This is a genomic window from Streptomyces justiciae (assembly GCF_015163075.1).
Lineage (GTDB): Bacteria > Actinomycetota > Actinomycetes > Streptomycetales > Streptomycetaceae > Streptomyces > Streptomyces justiciae.
Map to the genome: position 1 here is coordinate 1 of NZ_JADDXU010000031.1, position 22,358 is coordinate 22,358.

Genomic DNA, 22,358 nt, shown 5'->3' on the forward strand with positions numbered 1-22,358 from the left:
CACCGCGACCCCAGAGCCCCCCCCCCCCCCCCCCCCCCCCCCCCCCCCCCCCCCACCACCCACCACCCCCACCCCCCCCCCCCACCCCCCACCCCCCCCCCCCACCCCCCCCCCCCCCCCCCCCCCCCCCCCCCCCCCCCCCCAACCCCCCCCCCCCCCCCCCGCCACATCCCCCGCCCCCACCGGCCCCCCGTCCGCCGCAAGCCGCCCAGCCAACCCATGCAGATACGCCCCCACACTCCCCGCATCCACCGCAGAAAGCCCCGCCGCCAGCAACGACCCCGTCAGCCCCGACAACACGTCCCCACTCCCCGCCGTGGCCAGCCACCCCGTCCCGGTCGAGTTCACCCGCACCACCCCACCCCCCGCATCAGCCACCAGCGTCGTCGACCCCTTCAACAACACCGTCGCCCCGTACCGCCCCGCCAACTCCCGCACCGCCCCCAGCCGAGCCCCCTCGACCTCCTCCCGAGCGACCCCCAACAACGCCGCCGCCTCCCCCGCATGAGGAGTCATCAGCGTCGGCGCGCGACGCCCCCGCACCACCTCCCGATCCGCCAGCCGCAACCCGTCCGCGTCGATCAGCACCGGCACCTCCGCCTCCAGCACCTCCGCCACGGACGCCGCGTCGTCCCCCGCCCCGGGCCCGACGACCCACGCCTGCACCCGCCCGGCCTTCGCCGGCCCCTGGTCCGACACGAGCGTCTCGGGAAACCGTGCGATGACCGCGTCCCCGGCCGGCCCGACGTACCGCACGGCCCCCGCCCCACCCCGCAATGCCCCCGCGACGGCCAGCACAGCCGCACCCGGATACCGGGCGGACCCGGCGGCGATCCCGACCACGCCCCGCCGGTACTTGTCACTCTCGGCCCCGGGCACCGGCAACAGCCCGGCCACGTCCACATGCTGCAAGGCCTCGACCTCGGCCTCACCAGGCAGCGTCAACCCGATGTCCACCAGCCGCACCACCCCGGCGTACTCCCGCGCCGGATCGATCAGCAGCCCCGGCTTGTGCGTCCCGAAGGTGACGGTCAGGTCGGCCCGTACCGCCTCCCCGCGCACCTCCCCGGTGTCCGCGTCGACCCCGCTCGGCAGATCGACGGCGACGACGGCGGCCCGCGACCGCTCGACGACGGCGACCAGAGCCGCCGCGTCCGCCCGCAGCCCGCCCTTGCCCCCGATCCCGACGATGCCGTCGAGCACGAGGTCGGCCCGCAGGATCACCCCCTCCGCACCGGCCGCCGGCACCACGGAACCGCCCGCCCGCCGCAACGCCGCGCGCCCGCCCGCATGAGCCCGCTCAGGATTCAGCAGTACGGCACTCACCCCAGCCCCACGCCGCGCGAGCCGCGCCCCGGCGTACAGGGCGTCGCCCCCGTTGTCGCCGCTCCCGACCAGCAGCACGACCCGGCGGCCGTACACCCGCCCCAGCAAGTCCGCGCAGGCGGCGGCGAGTCCGGCCGCCGCCCGCTGCATGAGCGTTCCCTCCGGCAACCGAGCCATCAGCTCCCGCTCGACCGCCCTGACCGTCTCCACGCTGTAAGCAGTACGCATACGCCCGAGTCTCCCCGGACTACCCCTCCGCCACCACCACAGCAGAGGCCACGCCCGCGTCATGGCTGAGCGACACGTGCCAGGACCGCACCCCGAGTTCCGCGGCCCGCGCCGCCACCGTCCCCGTCACCCGCAACCGCGGCTGCCCGCTCTCCTCGACGTACACCTCGGCGTCGGTCCAGTGCAGCCCGGCCGGCGCGCCGAGCGCCTTGGCGAGCGCCTCCTTGGCGGCGAAGCGGGCGGCGAGGGAGGCGATCCCCCGCCGCTCACCGCTGGGCAGCAGCAACTCGCTGTCCAGGAACAGCCGTTGAGCCATGCCCGGCGTCCGCTCCAGCGCCGCCTCGAACCGCTCGATCTCCGCCACGTCGATCCCGACGCCGATGATGCTCATGCCGAGCACCCTACGAGGACGCAACCGCCCGGCTCACTCCACCGTCACCGACTTCGCCAGGTTCCGGGGCTGGTCCACCTCGTTGCCCCGGGCCGTCGCCAGCTCGCACGCGAACACCTGCAAGGGCACGGTCGCCACCAGCGGCTGGAGCAGGGTCGGGGTGGCCGGAATCCGGATCAGATGGTCGGCGTACGGCACCACCGCCTCGTCCCCCTCCTCCGCGATGACGATGGTCCGCGCCCCGCGCGCCCGGATCTCCTGGATGTTGGAGACGATCTTGTCGTGCAGCACCGACCGCCCGCGCGGCGACGGCACGACCACCACCACCGGCAGATCGTCCTCGATCAGCGCGATCGGCCCGTGCTTGAGCTCACCCGCCGCGAACCCCTCGGCGTGCATGTAGGCGAGTTCCTTGAGCTTCAGGGCGCCTTCGAGGGCGACGGGGTAGCCGACGTGCCGGCCCAGGAACAGCACCGTGTTCTTGTCGGCGAGCGACCGCGCGAGCGCCCGTACCGGCTCCATCGTCTCCAGGACCTTCTCCACCTCACCGGAGATCTTCGACAGGTCCCGGACGACGGCCACGATCTCGTCGCCCCACTTGGTGCCCCGCACCTGCCCCAGATAGAGCGCGACCAGGTAGCACGCCACCAGCTGCGTCAGGAACGCCTTCGTCGAGGCGACCGCGACCTCCGGCCCGGCGTGCGTGTAGAGCACCGCGTCGGACTCGCGCGGAATCGTCGAGCCGTTGGTGTTGCAGATGGCCAGCACCTTGGAGCCCTGCTCGCGCGCGTGCCGCAGCGCCATGAGCGTGTCCATGGTCTCTCCGGACTGGGAGATGGCGATCACCAGCGTCCGCGGGTCCAGGATCGGGTCGCGGTAGCGGAACTCGCTCGCCAGCTCCACCTCGCAGGGGACGCGCGTCCAGTGCTCGATGGCGTACTTGGCGATCAGCCCCGCGTGGAAGGCCGTACCGCACGCCACCACCACGACCTTGTCGACCTCGCGCAGCACACTCGTCGGGATGCGCACCTCGTCCAGCGTCAGCGACCCGGCCGCGTCGATGCGCCCGAGGAGCGTGTCGGCGACCGCCTTGGGCTGCTCGGCGATCTCCTTGAGCATGAAGTAGTCGTAGCCGCCCTTCTCGGCGGCCGAGGCGTCCCAGTCGACGTGGTACGAGCGGACATCGGCCGGGCGGCCGTCGAAGCCGGTCACCGTCACCCCGTCGCGGCGCAGTTCGACGACCTGGTCCTGCCCGAGTTCGATGGCCGAGCGCGTGTGGGCGATGAAGGCCGCCACGTCGGACGCGAGGAACGCCTCACCCTCCCCCACACCCACCACGAGCGGCGAGTTCCGCCGGGCCCCGACGACCACGTCCGGCTCGTCCGCGTGCACGGCGACCAGCGTGAACGCCCCCTCCAGGCGCCGGCACACCAGCCGCATCGCCTCCGCGAGGTCCCCGGCCGAGGAGAACTCCTCGGCGAGCAGATGCGCGACGACCTCGGTGTCCGTCTCGGACGCCAGATCGTGGCCGCGCTCGGCCAGTTCGGCCCGCAGCGCGGCGAAGTTCTCGATGATCCCGTTGTGGACGACCGCGACCCGCCCCGCGTTGTCGAGGTGCGGATGCGCGTTGGCATCCGTCGGCCCGCCGTGCGTGGCCCAGCGCGTGTGCCCGATCCCGGTGCCGCCGGTCGGCAGCGGCCGGTCGACGAGCTCCTTCTCCAGGTTGACCAGCTTCCCGGCCTTCTTCCCGGCGGCGAGCCCGCCGTCGGCGAGGACGGCGACACCCGCCGAGTCGTACCCCCGGTACTCCAGCCGCTTCAGTCCGGCCATCACGACCTCGAGCGCAGACTGCGACCCCACGTATCCCACGATTCCGCACATGCGCGGCAGCCTACGCATCCCCGCCCGGCCGAAAGGGCTTCCGCGTGCCCGATATCGGAAATTCCCACGGCCATACGAACGCGGTGGTAAGGACATGGGCGTACGAGCCTCGCTGGAGGCGTGACGGACCCCACCCGCCATCTCGTTCAAACTCCGTTAACAATGGACTGTGATCTCTCCGGTCTCCTCGACCCCCCGGAGCGCCCACCGGAACAAGCCGGAGGCGACTCCCTACGTCGACCTCACCCGTGCCGAGTGGAGCGCGCTGCGCGACAAGACGCCCCTGCCCCTGACGGCGGAGGAGGTCGAGCGGCTGCGCGGCCTCGGTGACGTCATCGACCTCGACGAGGTGCGGGACATCTACCTCCCGCTCTCCCGCCTCCTCAACCTCTACGTCGGCGCCACGGACGGCCTCAGAGGCGCCCTGAACACCTTCCTCGGCGAGACCGGCACCCAGACCGGCACCCCGTTCGTCATAGGGGTCGCGGGCTCGGTCGCCGGCGGCAAGTCCACGGTCGCCCGGCTCCTCCAGGCCCTGCTCTCCCGCTGGCCCGAGCACCCGCGCGTGGAGCGCGTGACGACGGACGGCTTCCTGCTCCCCACCAAGGAGCTCCAGGCGCGCGGCCTGATGTCCAGGAAGGGCTTCCCCGAGTCGTACGACCGCCGGGCCCTGACCAAGTTCGTCGCCGACATCAAGGCCGGCAAGGACGAGGTCACGGCACCCGTCTACTCGCACCTCATCTACGACATCGTCCCCGACGAGAAGCTCGTCGTGCGCCGCCCGGACATCCTGATCGTCGAGGGCCTCAACGTCCTCCAGCCGGCGCTCCCCGGCAAGGACGGCCGCACCCGCGTGGGCCTCGCCGACTACTTCGACTTCAGCGTCTACATCGACGCCAACCCCGACGACGTCGAGCGCTGGTACCTCAACCGCTTCAAGAAGCTGCGCCAGACGGCCTTCCAGGACCCCAACTCGTACTTCCGCAAGTACACCCAGGTCTCCGAGGAAGAAGCCCTCGACTACGCCCGCACCCAGTGGCGGACCATCAACAAGCCGAACCTGATCGAGAACATCGCCCCCACCCGGGGCCGCGCCACCCTGGTCATCCGCAAGGGCCCGGACCACAAGGTCCGCCGCCTGAGTCTCCGCAAGCTGTGAACAAGTGACCGGGGCCTGTTAGAAAAGGCGTCATGCTGCATCTGCGCCTGATCACTCCGTCCGACAGGACGGACGACGTGGTCCGCCTGATCGAGAAGACCGTCGGCACCACGCACCTGGTCGTCCTGCCGGGCACCGCCCGCAACCCGGCCGGGGACGTGGTGATGTGCGACGTGGCCCGCGAGGCGGGCGACGAACTCATCAGCGCGCTGCAGGAGTTGGACCTCGACAAGACCGGTTCGATCGCGGTCGAGAACATCGACCTGTCGCTGTCGAGGCGAGCGGACAAGGCCGAGGAGGAGGCACCCGGCGAGGGCGCGGACGCGGTCCTCTGGGAGCACCTGACGGACGCCACCCACGAGGAGTCCACGCTCTCCATCACCTACGTCGCCTTCATCACCCTGGCCACCATGATCGCGGCCTGCGGCGTGGTCCTCGACAACGCGATCCTCATCGTCGGCGCCATGGCCGTGGGCCCGGAGTTCGGCCCCCTGGCCGCCTTCAGCACGTCCATCGTCCAACGCCACCCCCGCCTGGCACTGCGCTCCCTGACCGCCCTGCTGGTGGGGTTCGCGGTGGCGATGGTGGTGACGGTGGGCTTCAGCTACTTCATGAACTCCGTGAACCTGTTCAGCGCCGAGCAGTTGGACGCCACGCGTCCCAACACCAACTTCATCTACCGGCCGGACTGGTTCTCGTTCGTGGTGGCGGTCCTCGCCGGCTGCGCGGGCACGCTGTCCCTCACCTCGGCCAAGTCGGGCGCCCTGGTGGGCGTGGCCATCTCGGTGACGACGGTCCCGGCAGCGGCGAACGCGGCGGTGGCCTTCAGCTACAGCGAGTACAAGCAGGCATGGGGCTCGACGGAACAACTCCTGCTGAATCTGCTGGGGATCGTCCTGGCGGGCACACTCACCCTGCTGTTCCAGAAGTGGCTCTGGTCTTCACAGCGCCGGAAGGCCAACGCCCTTTAGGGGCGCGGGGCTGTGCTGAATTTGCGGCTACCGCCGCGCGGGCGCGACAAGCCACGACGAACCCGCAGCCCGCAACGCACAGACCCCCCCCCACCCCCAACCCGGCGTTCTAACCCAGCGCCGACTTAACGGCATCAGCCAACCGCCCAGCCACAGACCGCGCCTGATCGATATCCGCGGCCTCAACCATCACCCGAACCAACGGCTCGGTCCCAGAAGGCCGCAACAACACCCGCCCAGTCTCACCGAGTTCCCGCTCAGCCTCAGAAACGGCAGCAGCAAGCTCAGCAGAGTTCCCGACCCGGGACCGATCGACATCCGGCACATTGATCAGCACCTGAGGCAACCGCTCCATCACGCCCGCCAGTTCCCGCAGCGACCGCCCGGTCTCCGCGACCCGCGCCGCGAGCATGAGCCCGGTCAGGGTGCCGTCCCCCGTGGTGGCGTGATCCAAAATGATCACGTGCCCGGACTGCTCGCCCCCGAGCGCGTACCCGTGCTCCTTCATCGACTCCAGCACATACCGGTCCCCCACAGCCGTCTGCACCAGCGTCAGCCCCTCCCGCTCAAGCGCCAGCTTGAACCCGAGGTTGGACATGACGGTCGCGACAACGGTGTCGGCCCGAAGCGCGGACCGCTCCCGCATGGCCAGCGCGAGGACGGCCATGATCTGGTCCCCGTCGACCTCCTCACCGGTGTGGTCGACGGCAAGGCACCGGTCCGCGTCCCCGTCGTGCGCGATACCGAAGTCGGCCCCGTGCTCGATGACGGCGGCCTTCAGCAGCCCCAGGTGCGTGGACCCGCACCCGTCGTTGATGTTGAGCCCGTCCGGGTCGGCCCCGATCGTGATGATCTCGGCCCCGGCCCGCGAGAACGCCTCCGGCGACACCCGCGCCGCGGCACCGTGCGCCTCGTCGAGGACGATCTTCAGCCCGTCGAGCCGGTTCGGCAGCACACCGATCAGATGGGCGACGTACTGATCGAAGCCCTCCAGGTACTCCCGCACCCGCCCGACCCCCGCACCGGTCGGCCGCTCCCACGGCTCGCCGTGCCGGTGGGCCTCGTAGACCGCCTCGATCCGGTCCTCCAGCTCGTCGTCGAGCTTGTGCCCGCCGCGGGCGAGGAACTTGACGCCGTTGTCGGGCATCGCGTTGTGGCTGGCGGAGAGCATGACGCCGAGGTCGGCGCCGAGCACACCCGTGAGATACGCCACGGCCGGGGTCGGCAGCACGCCGACCTTCAGGACGTCGACGCCGGCGCTCGCCAGGCCCGCCACCACGGCGGCCTCCAGGAACTCCCCGGACGCACGCGGGTCCCGTCCGACCACCGCCGTCGGCCGGTGGCCCTCGAAGGTGCCCGCCTCGGCCAGCACGTGGGCCGCCGCGACGGACAGACCGAGCGCCATCTCGGCGGTCAGGTCCGCGTTGGCGACGCCGCGCACGCCGTCCGTGCCGAAGAGTCGTCCCACTTGTCCTCCTGATGAAGCGTCACTTTCGAGGTCACCTTCGGAGATCACCCAGGATCACCCGATCACACAAGCCTTTGAGCGTCTTGTGCCGTTATACGCCCACGGCTGTGATAAACGAACGCCCCGGCGGCACTGTGGCGTGCCGCCGGGGCGTTCGGACGTACTGCGTACTGCGAACGTATGCGAGTACGGGCTGCAGGCAGCGAAGCTTAACGCTTGCTGTACTGCGGAGCCTTGCGGGCCTTCTTGAGACCGGCCTTCTTGCGCTCGACCGCACGGTCGTCGCGGCGGAGGAAGCCGGCCTTCTTGAGCGGGCCGCGGTTGTTGTCGACGTCGGCCTCGTTCAGCGCGCGGGCGACACCGAGACGGAGCGCACCGGCCTGACCGGAGACACCGCCACCCGCGATGCGGGCGATGACGTCGTAGCGGCCCTCGAGCTCGAGCACCTTGAAGGGCTCGTTGACTTCCTGCTGGTGCACCTTGTTCGGGAAGTAGTCCTCGAGGGTGCGACCGTTGATCTTCCACTTGCCGGTGCCCGGGACGATCCGGACGCGGGCGATGGCGTTCTTGCGACGGCCCAGGCCGGCGGCCGGCTGCGGGTCGCCGAAGCGGGACGCGAGCGACTCGGAGGTGTACTCGCCCTCGACGGGGACGTCCGACTCGGTGGTGTAGCTGTCGATGTCGACAAGCTCGGTCTCTTCGACCGGCTGCTCAGCGGTGGTCTCGGCCACGATGCTCCTCAGATTTCTTTTCTGTCTTAGGGGGTGGCCGGAACTACTGCGCGACCTGGGTGATCTCGAACGGCACCGGCTGCTGGGCAGCGTGCGGGTGCTGGTCGCCCGAGTAGACCTTCAGCTTCGAGAGCATCTGACGGCCCAGGGAGTTCTTGGGAACCATGCCCTTGATGGCCTTCTCGACAGCCTTCTCCGGGTTGTCACGGAGCAGGTCGTCGTAGCGGACGGAACGCAGACCGCCCGGGTAGCCGGAGTGGCGGTACGCCAGCTTCTGGGTCCGCTTGTTGCCGGACAGGTGCACCTTGTCGGCGTTGATGATGATGACGAAGTCGCCCATGTCCATGTGCGGGGCATAGGTCGGCTTGTGCTTGCCACGGAGGAGGTTCGCGGCGGTGGTGGCGAGACGGCCCAGGACGACGTCCTGAGCGTCAATGATGTGCCACTGGCGAGTCACATCGCCGGGCTTAGGGCTGTACGTACGCACTTCTCAGCCTTCTTCTTCAGGGATGGGTGCTGACACAAGGCATCCTTGAAGCGATCGTGCAGCTGGGGACGACAGAAGCCGGGAACGCTGCCCGTATGCCGCCCACTGGTAACTGCTCCAGGGAACCTACGTAAGGGCTTCTGGCGTAAGTACGACCTAGCCAATACGCATAACAAACTGGAAGGGTACTAGCGCTACCCCGGACGGGTCAAAACGAGCGACCCCGGCAGCCCCACGCGTCCCCCCTCTATGATGCGCCCCATGAGCTTTGGGCAGCAGGGGGGACCCCAGTCCCAGTGGGATCCCTGGAAACCGAATTCCCAGCAGCCGTGGAACGGCGGCAACGACGGCCAGACCCCGGACTGGGCGGCCCTCGCCGAGGCATCGGAGACCCGTAACAAGCGGCGCAAGCTGCTGTTCATCGTCGGCGGCGCCCTCGCCACCGCGGCGATAGGCACCGCCGTCGCCATGGCCGTGGTCTCCGCCAACGGCGGCGACGACGAGGCGTCCACCACGTCCTCGCTGCCCGCGACGGCGGACATCCCGAGCCAGTCCGCGACGGACCCGTCCTTCGCGCCGACCAGCGCCCCGCCGCCGCTGGACCCGAAGGACTTCATCTCCAGCAGGACCAAGGACACGGCCCCGCTCAGCGCGGAGATCCTCTTCCCCGGCACGCAGCTGACCATGGGAGAGACGGTCTACAAGAAGGGCGCCACGGCCGACACCAAGAAGTGCGCCTCGGCCGCCAACGCCAACGGCACCCTCGGCAAGGTCCTCACCGCCAACGGCTGCACCAGCGTGATGCGGGTGTCGTACATGAAGGACGGCGTCGCCGTCACGGTCGGCGTGGCCGTCTTCGACACCGAGGCCGAGGCGCGGAAGGCCAAGGGCCAGGCCGACGACAAGAGCGTCATCGCCTCCCTGTCCGGCGACGGGATCAAGCCGTTCTGCAACGCCGCGGTGTGCCGCACGACGACCAATTCCTACGGCCGCTACGCCTACTTCACCACCGCCGGTTTCCTCAACGGCAAGGACGTCACGACGAAGAGCACCCAGGTCGAGAAGACCGGCAACGACCTGGCCGAGTTCACCTTCCGCCAGATCCGCCGCCGCGGCGAGGCCCAGGCCTCGGCGGCGGCGAACCAGTAGGCGCTACCAGGTCTCTATCGGGTCTCCCAAGAGGTCTCCCAGGAGGTGGTCTCCCAGGAGGTCTCCCAGGGGACGTTCAGCACCGGCTCGGCGACCGCCGCTCCGCCCCGCGCCACCGGCGCGGGGTGCTCCGGCCGCCGGGCCACGGCCCGGAAGACCCATGTCCGGTACGACCAGAACCGGAACAGCGTTGCGACGCCGATGCCGAAGAACTTGCAGACGTTCGTGGCGAGCGTGCCGTCGAGGCCGAGGCCGTACGTGGTGACGTAGAGCACCCCGTTCTCGATGACCAGCCCGATCGCGCTGAAGAAGAGGAAGAGCCCCATCTCCTTGCGCCGGCGCATCCGCGTGTCCTGGTCGCGGTCCCGGTAGGTGAAGTACCGCAGGCCCAGGTAGTTGGTCAGGATGGCGACGGCCGTCGCCAGGACGCCCGCCCGCACGGGCGGCCATCCGAGGACGCCCGTGATGACGTTGAAGACCCCGAGGTTGACCACGAATCCCGAGGCCCCCACCAGGCCGAACTTGGCCACCTCGCGGTACAGCTTGCCGAACCGTGAGGGAATCGCGTGCCGTCCGCTCATGATCCCGGCTCAGCCCCGCCGGTTGCGCATCCGCAGCCGCAGCGGCACCAGGGCCGACTCGATCTGCGTGGACAGGTTCATCTTGGAGACGCCCTCGGTGCGCTCCTCGAAGCGGATCGGGATCTCGACGGCGCTGTGTCCGGCGCGCACGGCCTTGAACTTCAGCTCGACCTGGAAGCTGTAGCCGGCGCTGTCCAGAGTGGCGAGGTCGACGTCACGCAGGGTGGCGGCGGACCACAGGTTGAAGCCGGCCGTGATGTCCCGGATCTTGGTGCCGAGCACGGTCCGGGCGTAGCGGTTGGCGAAGCGGGAGAGCAGCACGCGGTGCTTGCCCCACTCCTCGTCCAGCGAGCCGCCCTCGACGTACCGGCTGCCGACGACCAGACCGACGCCGGAGGCCACGGCCGTGCCGAGCATGCGTGGGACCGCTTCCACGGGGTGGCTGCCGTCGGCGTCCATCTGGACGACGTACGCGGCCCCCTCGTCGAGCGCGGCGGTCATGCCCGCGACGTAGGCGCGCCCGAGCCCGTCCTTCTCGGTCCGGTGCAGCACGCTCATCCGGCGCCGCCCGTCCCAGTTGTACTTCTCGGCGAGCTCCTCGGCGATCCGCCCGGTGCCGTCGGGGCTGGAGTCGTCGACGATCTTCAGATGCAGCCCGTCGATGGGCAGCCCGAGCACCAGCTCGGCCATGCGAGGCAGGTTGGCTGCCTCGTTGTAGGTCGGCATCACGATGGTGACCGGGACGCCGGGGTATCTGTCGTAGCCCGTCATGTCTTTCTCTTCCCTCCCCTAGAGGCCTGGATAGTGCCTCTCCCCCACCGGGTCACGGGCCTGTCCCGCGCCCGGAATCCTTTCCTCAGGCGTGCACCTTGCGGCGGGCGGCGTCGTCCTGGTCCTCGGCCGAGTCCCCCGTGGCACCCTTGCGGCGCTCCAGGAGCACCAGCTGGAGGGAGTCCAGCTTGCGGGTCTTCACCACCCGGAAGGTCTTCTCGACCGCGGTCTGCGTCGCCTTCGGCATGCCGCTGAACGGCTGTCCGTCGAGGGTCGTCGAGACCACCCACAGCCGCTTGGCCTTCACCAGGCAGCTCCGGGGATGCGGGCACTCGGTCGCACCGAACGAAGCCTGCTGCTGCGGAGTGCGGTACATCAGCACGTCCCGCGGCCGCATGCCGGCGTCCCGCAGTTCGTAGTCCATGGCCCGGCGCTCGCTCATCACACCGCTGAAGGCGATGCCGTCGCCCTTGCGCTGCTCGTCCAGGACGATCCGGGCCGCGCCGCGGAAGTCCGGCTCGCCCAGCGCGTTGTGCCGGGTCTCGCGGAGGCCCGGCAGCGCCTGGAAGGCCAGCCCGGCGACCGCGGCCGCGGCCAGCGCCCATCCCAGACCTCGCCGCACGGCGGCGCCGGACCCGGCCTTGGCACCGACCACGGGACCGGCGAGCCGGCCCACGGCCACGGACGCGAGCAGCACCCACGCGGGCGCGGTGAACAGCAGATAGCGCGGCAGGAAGAGGTGCAGCTGAGCGGCGGTGGCGTAGGTCGCCACGGGTGGCAGCACGATCCAGAGCGCGAGCGGAAGGGCCCATCGGCCCGCGAAGAACAGCCCGATCACGCCGAGTGCCATGACGGGTACGGCCACCGCCCAGGAGCCGAACAGGTTCTTCGGGAAATCGATCAGGTCCTGCAGCACCGGGTTGTTCCACGCGATCTGGCCGCTCTGCCCCGAGCCCGAGATGGCCATCGGCGTGACGAAGCACACGCCCAGGCCACAGGCCGCGAAGTAGGCCCAGCCGACGATCCGGTCTCCCGCCCGCCGCTTGAGCAGCACCATGGCCAGGTGCGGGGCGAGCACCGCGAGGGAGGCCAGATGGCTCCAGCCGATCAGCGGCACGGACACCGTGTAGGCGATCCAGCCCTTGAACGAGGGCCGGTCCAGGGCCCGCGCGAGCAGCAGCGTCGACAGCAGGACCGCGGCGACGGCGAAGGCGTACGGCCGGATCTCCTGGCCGTACCGGGTGGTCAGCGGTACGACGGCGAAAGCGAGTCCGGCGGTGACGCCCACCTGCGTGGTGAACAGCCGCCGACCGAGCAGGGCGAGCAGCCCCGCCGACGCGGCCATGGCCACGGCGCCCGGGATGCGCATCGCGGTCGGGGAGTCCCCGGCGACCGCGATCCAGATGTGCATCATCACGTAGTACGGCGTGAACACGACGTCGATCGAGCGGATCAGCTGGCTCAGATCGTGGAACGACAGCGTGGCCGCCCACCAGGTGGCGTGCTCGTCACGCCACAGCTCACGGTCGCCGATCCCGCGCCAGATCATGCCGAAGGCGAGCACAGTGGGCAGCAGAAACGTCACAGCGGTGGCGAACCGGCCGCCCTTCGCATCCTCGGGCTCGTCCTCCCCGGCCTCCTCCGCGGACGGCTCCGGGGCGACCGGTGCCGGTGCGACGGGTGCCGCGGGGGCCGCCGGGGTGGCGGTGCCGTACGGCGCGTACTCCGCGTACGGCTGCTGCCCCTGCCCCGGGTGGGCGTAGGCGTCCTGGGCCGGGTACCCGGGGTACCCGCTGCCCTGCCCCTGGTACTGCTGCTGGGAGGCCCCGGCGACGTAGGCGTCGTACTCGGCGAACGGGTCCTGGCCCTCGGGGTATCCCCCGTTCTGGCGCGTGACCGCGTCGTGGCTCATCGCTTCACCCAAATCCGGTAGGCGCTCTCTCCGCTGCTCGTGGTGAACGGGAACACCGCCGCCAGCCGGTAGTGGGAGTTGTTCTTCAACCCCTCCTTGACCGCTGCGTACGTCGCCGGGCTGACCGAGCCATGCATCACGATCGCGTCGAACTTTCCGTCACGAACCGCCTGCCGGAAGGCATCGGGGCCGGTGTACTGCTTGCCGTCCTTGCCGCGGTAGTCCATGAAGTAGGTGTTCTGCCACTGGTTCCAGTCGGTCTTGTCCCGCAGGTAGTAGGCGGGGACCTCCTGCTCCTCGGCGAGGTAGGTGCCCTTCTTGTCGACGACCGTGCGCAGGTAGTCGGTCATCTGCGTGGAGTCCGGGAAGCTGTACGCGCGCTGGGCCTGCACCATGCCGAACACCAGCGTCAGGACGTACAGCAGGATCCCGAGCTGCGGATGCCGGAAGTGCGGACCGACCAGGCGGGCCATTCCGAGGCCGGCCATCGGCGCCGCGAAGAGCAGCCCGAAGCCGACGTGCTTGTAGAGCGAGATCTCGGTGTGAAGGTGGATCTGGTACGCGGGGGCCAGCAGCGCGGTCCCCGTCAGCACCAGGCCGAGCGCAACACGCCGCCAGCGCCCCGAGGTCTCGGCGCCGAGCCACGGCATCTCGCCCATCCGCGCGCGCAGCGCGTACGCGATCGAGCCGCCGAGCGCGGCCAGGAAGACCAGCCCGCCCCACTCCGCGCTGTGCGACAGCATCGTCGCGGCGGTGTCCGTGCCCTTCGCACGGTCGGTGGTCGTGGAGCTGATGCCGCCCAGCGGACCGGAGAGGACGTAGCCGATCCCGAGCAGAGCCACGATTCCCGCGCCCAGCACCACCCCACGGCCGACCGCCCGGATGCCGCGATGCCGGTGCGCGGTGATCACCGCGAGCACCACCAGGGTCGGCAGATACATGCCGGACGCGTACTTCACACCGAAGGCCAGGGCGGCCGGCGGTGCCGCGAGCAGCACGGCCAGGACGTTCATCCGGTCGGTCCGCACCACCGCCCAGGCGGCCAGCGCGAGCAGGAACACGGCGGCGGCGTCGTACGTGGCGAAGTTGCCGAGCACGATCGTCGACTGGAGCACCGAGAACAGCGCTGCGGCCCCGAGCCCGGCACGCGGGTTGAACAGGCGCCTGGTGAGCGAGTAGAGCAGCCCTGTGGCACCCAGCATGAACACGAGACTGAGCAGCCGTACGCCCGTCAGGCCGAACTGGCTGTCCACGACGGCCGCGACCACCGGGTACAGCTTGGGGTGCCCGGAGAAGTAGGCGGCGAAGTCCACCGGCAGCTTGTCGCCGTGCAACAGGTTGGCCAGTTCGTAGTGGCCGGACGCGATGTAGAGCGCCTCGTCCTGGAAGGCCGTCCCGCGCAGCCGCAGGGACAGCCCGGTCTGGATCAGCAGGATGCAGAGCAGCGCGAGCCGGCCGAGCAGCCGGCTGCGCTTGGTGTCCATCTCCCAGGCCGACTCCGGTACGGGCGGCAGCACATAGCCGGGCGTCTCCGGCACCACCGGCGCGGGGGCCGGCTGCGGTGCCGGGGCGGGAGCGGTGACGGTCGCGGTGGGTGCGGTGTACGTGGCGTACGGGTCGTACGGGGCGTAGGTCTCGTACGTCTGCTGGTCGGTGTACGCGGAGATCTGACCGTCGAACATCCAGCTGCCGGACTCGGTCACCTCCCTGCGCACGACCTCGCCCGGCACGACCTGGCCCTGGTGCGCCTCGCCCGCGTAGAACTGGTGCTCCTCCTGGTACTGCCAGGGATCGCGCGGCTGGGGCTGCTGGGGGTACGGCTCCTGGTTCTGGCCATACCCCTGATAGGTGTGCTGCTGGTCGGTCATGGCTTCGTCACATCGAATCCGAAGCGGGCGTCGGCGGCCTGCTCCCGGAAGGTCTTCTCGGACAACGGACCGCTGTTGATGCGCCAGTCCGTCTCCTTGTCGAAGTTGAACCAGACGAACCCGATGAAGTCCTTCCGCTTCGCGGTCCCCTGGAAGAGGTCCTTGATGTCCGCCGGTTTGCGCTCGCCCGCCTGCGCCGCGGTCTCCGCGATGATGAACGGTTTCTTCGTGAAGGAACGGATCTGCGTGATCGAGGGTCCGTAGAGCGCGTCCCAGGTCGACGGGCCGTCCGTCGCGTAGTAGCCGATGATCCCGACCCAGTCCACGTAGTCGTCGCCCGGGTAGTACGGCTTGAGCTTCACCTTCGGCATCGGGTTGACGACGTTCGGGCTCCACACCCAGATGACCTGGGTGGCGCCCTCGTCGTCGAAGACGTCATGGATGTGCTTGTACGCGGCGGTGAACTGCGCGGCGGTGGCCTTCTTGGTGCCCCACGGGTACCAGAAGCCGTTCATCTCGTGGGCGAAGCTCAGCGCCACGGGCAGGTTCAGTTCCTTGACGGACCGCGCGTACGTCCGGATGTAATCGTCCTCCTTGCCCGAGGCGATGTCCTTGAGATCCACGTCGAAGGGTTCCCAGGCGATGAAGGAGAGACCGCCGTAGTCCCAGGCGTTCTGGACGAGGCTCGTCTCGTAGCGGTCGCCCCAGGCGGAGTAGAACTCGATCAGGTTGGGCTTCTTGCCCGCCCGCTCGGCGAAGTCCTTGACGGCGTCCATCTTCTTGGGCGCCCCGTCGGCGGCCACCCCGAGGTACTCCTTGTCCGGCTGGAGCAGCGGCCGCACGTCGTACGGCGGCTCCGGCTTCTCGGACTCGGTCGCGTCGGCCGTGGCGCCCGGCTCCTCGCCCTGCGCGCGCTCGTACGCGTTACGGCCGTCGTCGGAGAAGGTGGTGCAGCCGCTGAGCAGGGCTCCGGCGAGCAGCGCAGCGGCAACTGCCCGCACCGGCCACATGGCCCGGGCGGGGGAACTGGGGAGAGTCATGCGGTCGCTTCCTGCGTTTCCCGGGCCCGCGGCTGAACGAGGACACGGCCGACGACAATGGCGTAGAAAAGGCCTGCTGACAGCATCAGGGCGAAGTCCGGCGGGTACTCCGTGAGCATCCGCCAGCCGGCGACGAGCACCCACAGGGCGGCGGTGCCACCGGTCCAGCCGATCATGCCGATCCAGTAGCGGCGCATGCCGTTCTTCTTGGCGCCCTGCGAACCGGTCGGCTTCCAGCCCATCGGACGGCCGCGCAGCATGTCCCACACGGCGAAGACATGCGACCAGCCGTACATCATCCGCACCGCCCAGGCCTCCAGGCGGTACGGCGCCCGGTGCCACAGCGGCAGCACCAGCGTCACGTAGGCCACGCTGGGCAGCACCCACATCGCCGCCTGGGCGCGCATCAGATCGGGGCGCAGCACCAGCAGCGACAGCGGGATGATCGGCATCAGGAACGTCGCCAGCGCCGTCTGGATGTAGTAGAGGAACCCGGAGATGTAGCACAGGCGGGTCTGGAACTTCAGGTCCAGCTCCCAGAACCGCTTGCCGGTGATCAGCTCCAGCGAGCCCATGCACCAGCGGTACTGCTGGTTGTGGAAGGCGCCGGCGGTGTCCGGGCAGACGCCCGCCGACAGGGCGACCGGGACGTACCGCAGCTTCCAGCCGAGCGCTCTGAGGTCGAAGCCGGTGTACATGTCCTCGGAGTGCTCGATGAGCGTGATGCCCCCGATCTCCGCGAGCGCCGCGCGCCGGTAGACCGCGCACGAGCCGACGCAGATCGAGCCGTCCTTGTCCTCACGGGAGGTCTGCACGGAGCGGTAGAACTGCTCCTGTACCGCACCGGCCCCGCGCTCGATCCAGTTCTGCCGGTCGGTGATGCGGAAGAACTGCGGCGACTGCACGATGCCGACGCTGGGGTCCGCGTCCATGTACGGCAGCAGTTCGTCGAGCAGATCGGCACGGGGCGCGAAGTCGGCGTCGAGGATCAGGATGTGGTCGCCGTGCGTGATGCCGAAGGCGTGGTGGAGGTTGCCGGCCTTCTTGAACCAGCCGCGGTTCTCGCGCACGACGTAGTGGAAACCGAAGTCCTGCGCCATGGCGCCGACCTCGGAGTCGGCGGCGTCGTCGAGGACGTAGACGTTGACCACGCCTCGGTAGGTGTCGGCGAGCCGGTTGACGTTGACCCAGGTGTTGTGGAGCACCTCCAGGGGTTCACCGCACACCGGAAGGAAGACGTCGACACTCGGGTGGACCGCAGGCCGCCACGCACGCACGAGGGCCTTGTGCGCGCGGACGTCGAAGTCGCTGCTGAGTCCGTCGAGGTAGAGCGAGATGAGGTAGTCCGCGACGACGATGGCGAGCAACGGCATGGTCAGCCAGAACCACGGGCTGGACGCCGTGAACAGGAACTGGCTGACGGCGAGGCACGCGAAACTGATCAGCGACCCGACCGTCAGCACCCATAGGTGCCGACGCGTGTACGAGTACTTCTCCGCGTCGTCCGGCGGCTGCGGCAGCAGGCCGTGACTCTGCACACCCTTGCGCCGCCTGCGCTGCTGAGGCGCACGCGCATCAGCGCGTACTGCACTGCTCATGAAAACAAACCCCCCGGGGCCCTCAACGGCCCGGTGATCCCCACCCTGATGTCCGGCTGCCCCATGAATCCGTTCAAACCTTCAACCGGAGTTCGAAAGCATAACCGAGTGCCTGACGATGTGCTCATATACCTGTGTTACGTGAGGGTTTCGTCACGTGATGCGGAATCCCCCCGTCCATCACCTCTTGGGTGATGTGTCCATGAGGACGGGGCGGCGTCCACGCGCATTCCGATCAGTGCGGGAGTCGTGCACGAAAAGGTCAACTGATGGTATGAACAACCACTCAGTCTTCACGTTTTAGTCGCACCTGTGACAACTCCGGGCGCGAACACTAGGGGAGGTCCCGATTTGCCCGGGTTTTCCATGCCCGCCCGCGGTGGCCGCCACCGCAACCGGCGGCGCAGATGGCTGGTCGGCACCGTGGCCGTGGCCGCCGCGGCACTGATCGGCACGACGATCAGTCTGGTGACATCCTCGGCTCAGGCCGACCAGACCACGCAGGGCGTCGACAACCTGCGCACCAACTGGACGCAGGACGCGAACGGGCTCTCCCCGGCCGTGGTCCAGTCGTCCGCCTTCGGACGGCTCTTCGCCACCCAACTGGACGGGCAGATCTACGCCCAGCCGCTGGTCGTCGGCGACGAGGTCATCGCGGTCACCGAGAACAACACCATGTACAGCCTCGACCGCACCACCGGCGCGATCGAGTGGAGCAAGAACTACGGGGCGTCCTGGCCGGCCTCCGCGATCGGCTGCGGTGACCTGACGCCCCAGATCGGGGCGACCGCGACCCCCGTCTACGACCCCGCCACCGAGTCCCTCTACTTCACCACCAAGGTCGACGACGGCACCTCCACGCACCGCCACCCGACCTGGCTGATGCACGCGGTGGATCCGGCCTCCGGAGCCGAACGCACGGGCTGGCCGGTCACGATCGAGGGCAGCCCCGTCAACGACCCGACCGTCAGCTTCGACGCCTACTACGAGCAGCAGCGCCCCGGCCTGCTCCTCATGGACGGCGTCGTCTACGCGGGCTTCGGCGCCCACTGCGACGCCTGGCCGTACCGCGGCTATGTCGTCGGCGTGAGCACCACCGAGCACAGCATCACCTCGATGTGGGCCACGGTGACCGGCGCCAGCACCGGCGGCGCCGGCATCTGGCAGTCGGGCGGCGGCCTGGTCTCCGACGGCGACGGCCGGATCTTCTTCAGCACCGGCAACGGCATCAGCCCGGCCCCCGGACCGGGCACCACCGTCCAGGGAACGCTCGCCGAGTCCGTCGTACGCCTCCAGGTGGGCGCGGACAACAGCCTCAGCACGGCCGACTTCTTCAGCCCGAGCGACGCCTCCACCCTGGACCTCACCGACCAGGACATCTCCTCGGGCGCCCCGATGGCGCTGCCGGACGGCTTCGGCACCGCCGAACACCCCCATCTGCTGGTCCAGCAGGGCAAGGACGGCCGGGTGTTCCTGCTCGACCGCGACAACCTCGGCGGCATGGGCCAGGGCGCCCAGGGCGGCGACGCCGCGGTGAGCGTGTCCGGCCCCTACCAGGGCATGTGGGGACACCCCGCGTTCTGGGGCGGCGACGGCGGCTACGTCTACATCGTCGGCAACCAGGGCCCCCTGCGCGCCCTCAAGTACGGCGTACGCAGCGGCGGCACCCCCGCGCTCACCCTGACCGGCCAGAGCCAGGACACTTTCGGATACACCAGCGGCTCCCCCCTGGTCACCTCCGACGGCACGGACGAGTCCAGCGCCCTGGTGTGGATGGTCTCCGCGACCAGCGCGTCCGGGGCGGACGGCACCCTGCGCGCCTACAGCCCCACCCCCGACGGCGACGGCCTGCTCCAGCTCCTGTGGTCCGCGCCGATCGGCACGGCGGCGAAGTTCGTCACCCCGACCGCGGACCGGGGCAAGGTGTACGTCGGCACCCGCGACGGTGTGCTCTACGGCTTCGGCAGCCCGGCCAGGACCGCTCTGACCGCGTCCTCCCTCGACTTCGGCCAGGTCGGCGTCGGCGGCACGAAGTCCGCCGACATGAAGCTGACCGCCACCCAGGACGTCTCCGTCACCGGGCTCAAGGCCTCCGGCGCGTTCGCGGTCGACCCGTCCGCCGTGCCCACGGCCGAGCAGCCCACGGCACTGGCGACGGACGCCACTCTCGACGTCCCGATCACCTTCACGCCCACAACCACCGGCGGCATCAACGGCACGCTGACCGCGAACCTGTCGGACGGCCAGAAACTGGTCTTCGCCCTGCACGGCGTCGGCACCAGACCCGGCCTCGGAGCAGCCCCCGCCGCGATGGACTTCGGGGAGGTGCCCACCGGCAGCACCTCGACGCGGAACCTGCAGATCACCAACACCGGCACCGAGGCGGAGACGATCGACTCGGTCGACTCGCCCAGCGGCGCGTTCACCACCTCGGGCCTGCCGGATGCGGGCACGGTCGTACCGGCCGGCGGCTCGTTCGTCCTCTCGGTCACCTACGCACCGGTCGGCGGCGAGCAGGACAGCGACGCCCTCGTGGTCAGCAGCAGCGGCGGCGGCGCGACGCACACCCTGAGCGTGCCGGTCAACGGGACGCCCGTCACGGGCCAGGGGCACCTGGAGTTCTCCACTGGCTCGCTGGACTTCGGGACGGTTCCGGTCGGCAGTTCGAAGTCGCTCTCGTTCAGCATCACCAACACCGGCAACATCCCGGTGAAGGTGACCAAGGCCAAGGCGCCGACAGGTGATTTCAACAGCGCGGTGCAGCTGTCCGAGGGCCTGGTCATCGGCCCCGAGCAGACCGCCGTGCAGAGCGTGACGTTCACTCCGCGCTCGGCCTCGGACCTGAGCGCCTTCTACGAGGTCACCGGCACCGGGGAGGACGACAACGGCGCCGCCCAGGGCGCCATGTACGTGACGATCAAGGGCACCGGCACGGGAACCGCCACGACCACCTCGGTCAAGGACGGGAAGTGGCAGACCAACGGCTCGGCGGTCGCCGCCGACGACGGCAGCGTCCAGCTGACCCCGGCCACCAGCCAGAAAGCGGGCACGGCGGTGTACACCGAGCCGCTCCGCACCGACGGACTGCGGGCCACCTTCACCACGCAGTTCGGTCCCGGCAACGGAGGAACGGGCATGACGCTCTCCCTCCTCGACCCCGCCAAGAACTCCGCCTCGGCAGTGGGCGCGGCCGGCACCGGCCTCGGCATCGCGGGCCGGCCCGGCACGGTGATCGCCTTCGACACCGGCTGGAACGACACGCTCCAGGCGATGAACTTCGTGGGGATCGGCACCAGTTCGGCCGACTCCTCGACGATCGACTACCAGACGACGGTCAAACTCGGCACGGCTCTGCGCCAGGGCACCCACCAGGTGGACGTCCTGGTGGAGGCCGGCCATGTGTACGTCTGGCTCGACGGGACGCAGGTACTGGACGCGACACCGACGACGCTGCCCTCCAGCGCCCTCCTCGCCCTCTCCGGAGGCACGGCCGACAGCGCCGACGCCCAGACGGTGAGCGGCCTGGTCGTCAGCCAGGGACCGGCGCCGGCCGCCAAGGCCTCGGTGTCGCTCGGCCTCACCGCCCCCGGCACCGCTGTGCCTGGCCGATCACTGACCGTCAGCGGCACCATGGCCTCGACCGAGGTGCTCGCCGCGGGCCAGACGGTGAGCGTCACCCGGAACGGAACGGCGCTGACCGAGGTGTCGACGGCGGCGGACGGCTCCTTCAAGTTCACCGACACCCCGCCCGCGGAAGGCACCTACACCTACGCCGCGAGCTACGCCGGCGACGCCACCCACGAGACGGCGACCGCCACGAGCCTGGTCCAGGCGACCAAGCTGCCCGGCACGGTCGCCCTGTCGGCCCCGGGCACCGCCACCCGCGCCAAGGAGCTCACCGTGACCGGCACGCTCTCCGGCTCACCCTTCACCACCGGCCAGGTCGTCAAGGTGACGAAGACCGACCTCGGGCACACGTCCGGGGTGGCGCTCGCCGACGCCAAGGTCGCCGCGAACGGCACCTTCACCTTCAAGGACACTCCGCAGATCGGCGGCGCCAACACCTACAAGGTGTCCTACGCCGGCGACGTCTCGCACAAGTCCGCCACCTCCACCGCCACCGTCCAGGTGTCCCGGGCCGCGACGACCCTGACCATCACCGCCGACCACTCGACGTACAAGTACGCCCAGTACGGGAAGATCACCGCCCACCTGGGCACGACCTACAACAAGCGCACGGTCTCGATCTACGCCAAGCCGTACGGCGGCACGTCGGTCCTGGTGAAGTCGGGCACGGTGGATTCCCACGGCAATCTGACGGCGTCCTACAAGCTCACCCGCAACACCACGTTCAGCGCGGTGTTCGCCGGCGACTACCGGTACGCCCCGAAGACCGTCGCCAAGAGCGTGCAGACCTACGTGCGTGTCACGGAGAAACTCTCCGGCTACTACACGAGCACGTACTACGGCAGCACTCTCTACCGGGTGTACCACCACACCGCCAAGGAGCAGCTCGACGTCACCGTCGCACCCAACAAGCACGGCCAGTGCGTGAAGTTCCGCGTACAGCGCTACTACAGCGGCGCCTGGCACACCCAGAGCACCAGCTCGTGCGCCGCGCTCAGTTCCAGCAGCACCGGCCGCCAGAAGATGTCTCTGAGCAGCAGCTCCGTCGGCCGCAAGTACCGCGTCGCCGCTCAGTACGTCCACAGCAGCTCGGACACGACCAACCTCAGCACCTGGGGCGCCTGGCAGTACTTCACCGTCAAGCAGTGAGCCCGACCTCGCCCCAGCTGT

15 protein-coding genes and 1 pseudogene are annotated in these 22,358 nt (G+C 69.8%); 4 read left to right on the forward strand and 12 right to left on the reverse strand.

Features of this window, described 5'->3' with window-relative positions; genetic code table 11:
- Positions 1-141: 141 nt before the first annotated feature.
- The 3 genes and pseudogenes from IQ210_RS44760 to glmS all read right to left on the reverse strand — a co-directional run.
- Positions 142-1,554, reverse strand: a pseudogene (locus tag IQ210_RS44760) (NAD(P)H-hydrate dehydratase); the annotation flags it as partial.
- 19 nt (positions 1,555-1,573) lie between these two features.
- Entirely contained in the window at positions 1,574-1,945 is a 372-nt protein-coding gene (locus IQ210_RS44765; RefSeq protein ID WP_194085028.1) for a holo-ACP synthase, read from the reverse strand.
- Between the two features lie 33 nt (positions 1,946-1,978).
- Entirely contained in the window at positions 1,979-3,826 is a 1,848-nt protein-coding gene (gene glmS, locus IQ210_RS44770) for a glutamine--fructose-6-phosphate transaminase (isomerizing) (RefSeq protein ID WP_194085029.1), read from the reverse strand.
- Between the two features lie 169 nt (positions 3,827-3,995).
- Between glmS and coaA the strand changes: the two genes are divergently transcribed.
- Both coaA and IQ210_RS44780 read left to right on the forward strand, forming a co-directional pair.
- Positions 3,996-4,985: a type I pantothenate kinase gene (coaA, locus tag IQ210_RS44775; RefSeq protein WP_194085030.1), complete on the forward strand. Its 990-nt coding sequence runs from the start codon at positions 3,996-3,998 to the stop codon at positions 4,983-4,985.
- A gap of 32 nt (positions 4,986-5,017) precedes the next feature.
- Complete coding sequence (locus IQ210_RS44780; RefSeq protein WP_194085031.1) at positions 5,018-5,956, forward strand: DUF389 domain-containing protein; 939 nt, start codon at positions 5,018-5,020, stop codon at positions 5,954-5,956.
- A 109-nt stretch (positions 5,957-6,065) separates the two neighbouring features.
- Here IQ210_RS44780 and glmM read toward each other — a convergent pair whose 3' ends face one another.
- From glmM to rplM, 3 genes are all read right to left on the reverse strand, one after another.
- Complete coding sequence (gene glmM / locus IQ210_RS44785; RefSeq protein WP_194085032.1) at positions 6,066-7,424, reverse strand: phosphoglucosamine mutase; 1,359 nt, start codon at positions 7,422-7,424, stop codon at positions 6,066-6,068.
- Positions 7,425-7,633: 209 nt separating this feature from the next.
- Positions 7,634-8,155: a 30S ribosomal protein S9 gene (gene rpsI / locus IQ210_RS44790; protein WP_059192889.1), complete on the reverse strand. Its 522-nt coding sequence runs from the start codon at positions 8,153-8,155 to the stop codon at positions 7,634-7,636.
- 43 nt (positions 8,156-8,198) lie between these two features.
- Positions 8,199-8,642 (reverse strand): 50S ribosomal protein L13, encoded by a 444-nt coding sequence (gene rplM, locus IQ210_RS44795; RefSeq protein ID WP_194085033.1) that lies wholly within the window; start codon positions 8,640-8,642, stop codon positions 8,199-8,201.
- Positions 8,643-8,903: 261 nt separating this feature from the next.
- Here rplM and IQ210_RS44800 point away from each other — a divergent pair, with 261 nt between their 5' ends.
- Complete coding sequence (locus tag IQ210_RS44800; RefSeq protein ID WP_194085034.1) at positions 8,904-9,791, forward strand: hypothetical protein; 888 nt, start codon at positions 8,904-8,906, stop codon at positions 9,789-9,791.
- A 14-nt stretch (positions 9,792-9,805) separates the two neighbouring features.
- On the opposite strand, the gene IQ210_RS44805 is transcribed toward IQ210_RS44800, so the two are convergent.
- The 6 genes from IQ210_RS44805 to IQ210_RS44830 all read right to left on the reverse strand — a co-directional run bounded on the left by IQ210_RS44805 (position 9,806) and on the right by IQ210_RS44830 (position 17,561).
- Positions 9,806-10,372 (reverse strand): GtrA family protein, encoded by a 567-nt coding sequence (locus tag IQ210_RS44805; protein ID WP_194085035.1) that lies wholly within the window; start codon positions 10,370-10,372, stop codon positions 9,806-9,808.
- A gap of 9 nt (positions 10,373-10,381) precedes the next feature.
- The gene (locus tag IQ210_RS44810) at positions 10,382-11,143 is read right to left on the reverse strand and encodes a polyprenol monophosphomannose synthase (protein WP_079308648.1); all 762 of its coding nucleotides are present in this window, start codon (positions 11,141-11,143) and stop codon (positions 10,382-10,384) included.
- Positions 11,144-11,228: 85 nt separating this feature from the next.
- A complete protein-coding gene (locus IQ210_RS44815; RefSeq protein ID WP_194085036.1) occupies positions 11,229-13,055 on the reverse strand; it encodes a glycosyltransferase family 39 protein in 1,827 nt (608 codons plus the stop codon).
- Positions 13,052-14,923 (reverse strand): ArnT family glycosyltransferase, encoded by a 1,872-nt coding sequence (locus IQ210_RS44820; RefSeq protein WP_228049588.1) that lies wholly within the window; start codon positions 14,921-14,923, stop codon positions 13,052-13,054. The genes IQ210_RS44815 and IQ210_RS44820 overlap by 4 nt, the downstream gene beginning before the upstream one ends.
- Positions 14,920-15,963: a glycoside hydrolase family 26 protein gene (locus tag IQ210_RS44825; protein WP_407699749.1), complete on the reverse strand. Its 1,044-nt coding sequence runs from the start codon at positions 15,961-15,963 to the stop codon at positions 14,920-14,922. Before IQ210_RS44825 ends, IQ210_RS44820 begins: the two co-directional genes overlap by 4 nt.
- Complete coding sequence (locus IQ210_RS44830) at positions 15,960-17,561, reverse strand: glycosyltransferase family 2 protein (protein ID WP_194085037.1); 1,602 nt, start codon at positions 17,559-17,561, stop codon at positions 15,960-15,962. Before IQ210_RS44830 ends, IQ210_RS44825 begins: the two co-directional genes overlap by 4 nt.
- A 366-nt stretch (positions 17,562-17,927) precedes the next feature.
- On the opposite strand from IQ210_RS44830, the gene IQ210_RS44835 reads away from it, so the two are divergent.
- Positions 17,928-22,337 (forward strand): Ig-like domain-containing protein, encoded by a 4,410-nt coding sequence (locus IQ210_RS44835; protein WP_194085038.1) that lies wholly within the window; start codon positions 17,928-17,930, stop codon positions 22,335-22,337.
- Positions 22,338-22,358: the final 21 nt, after the last annotated feature.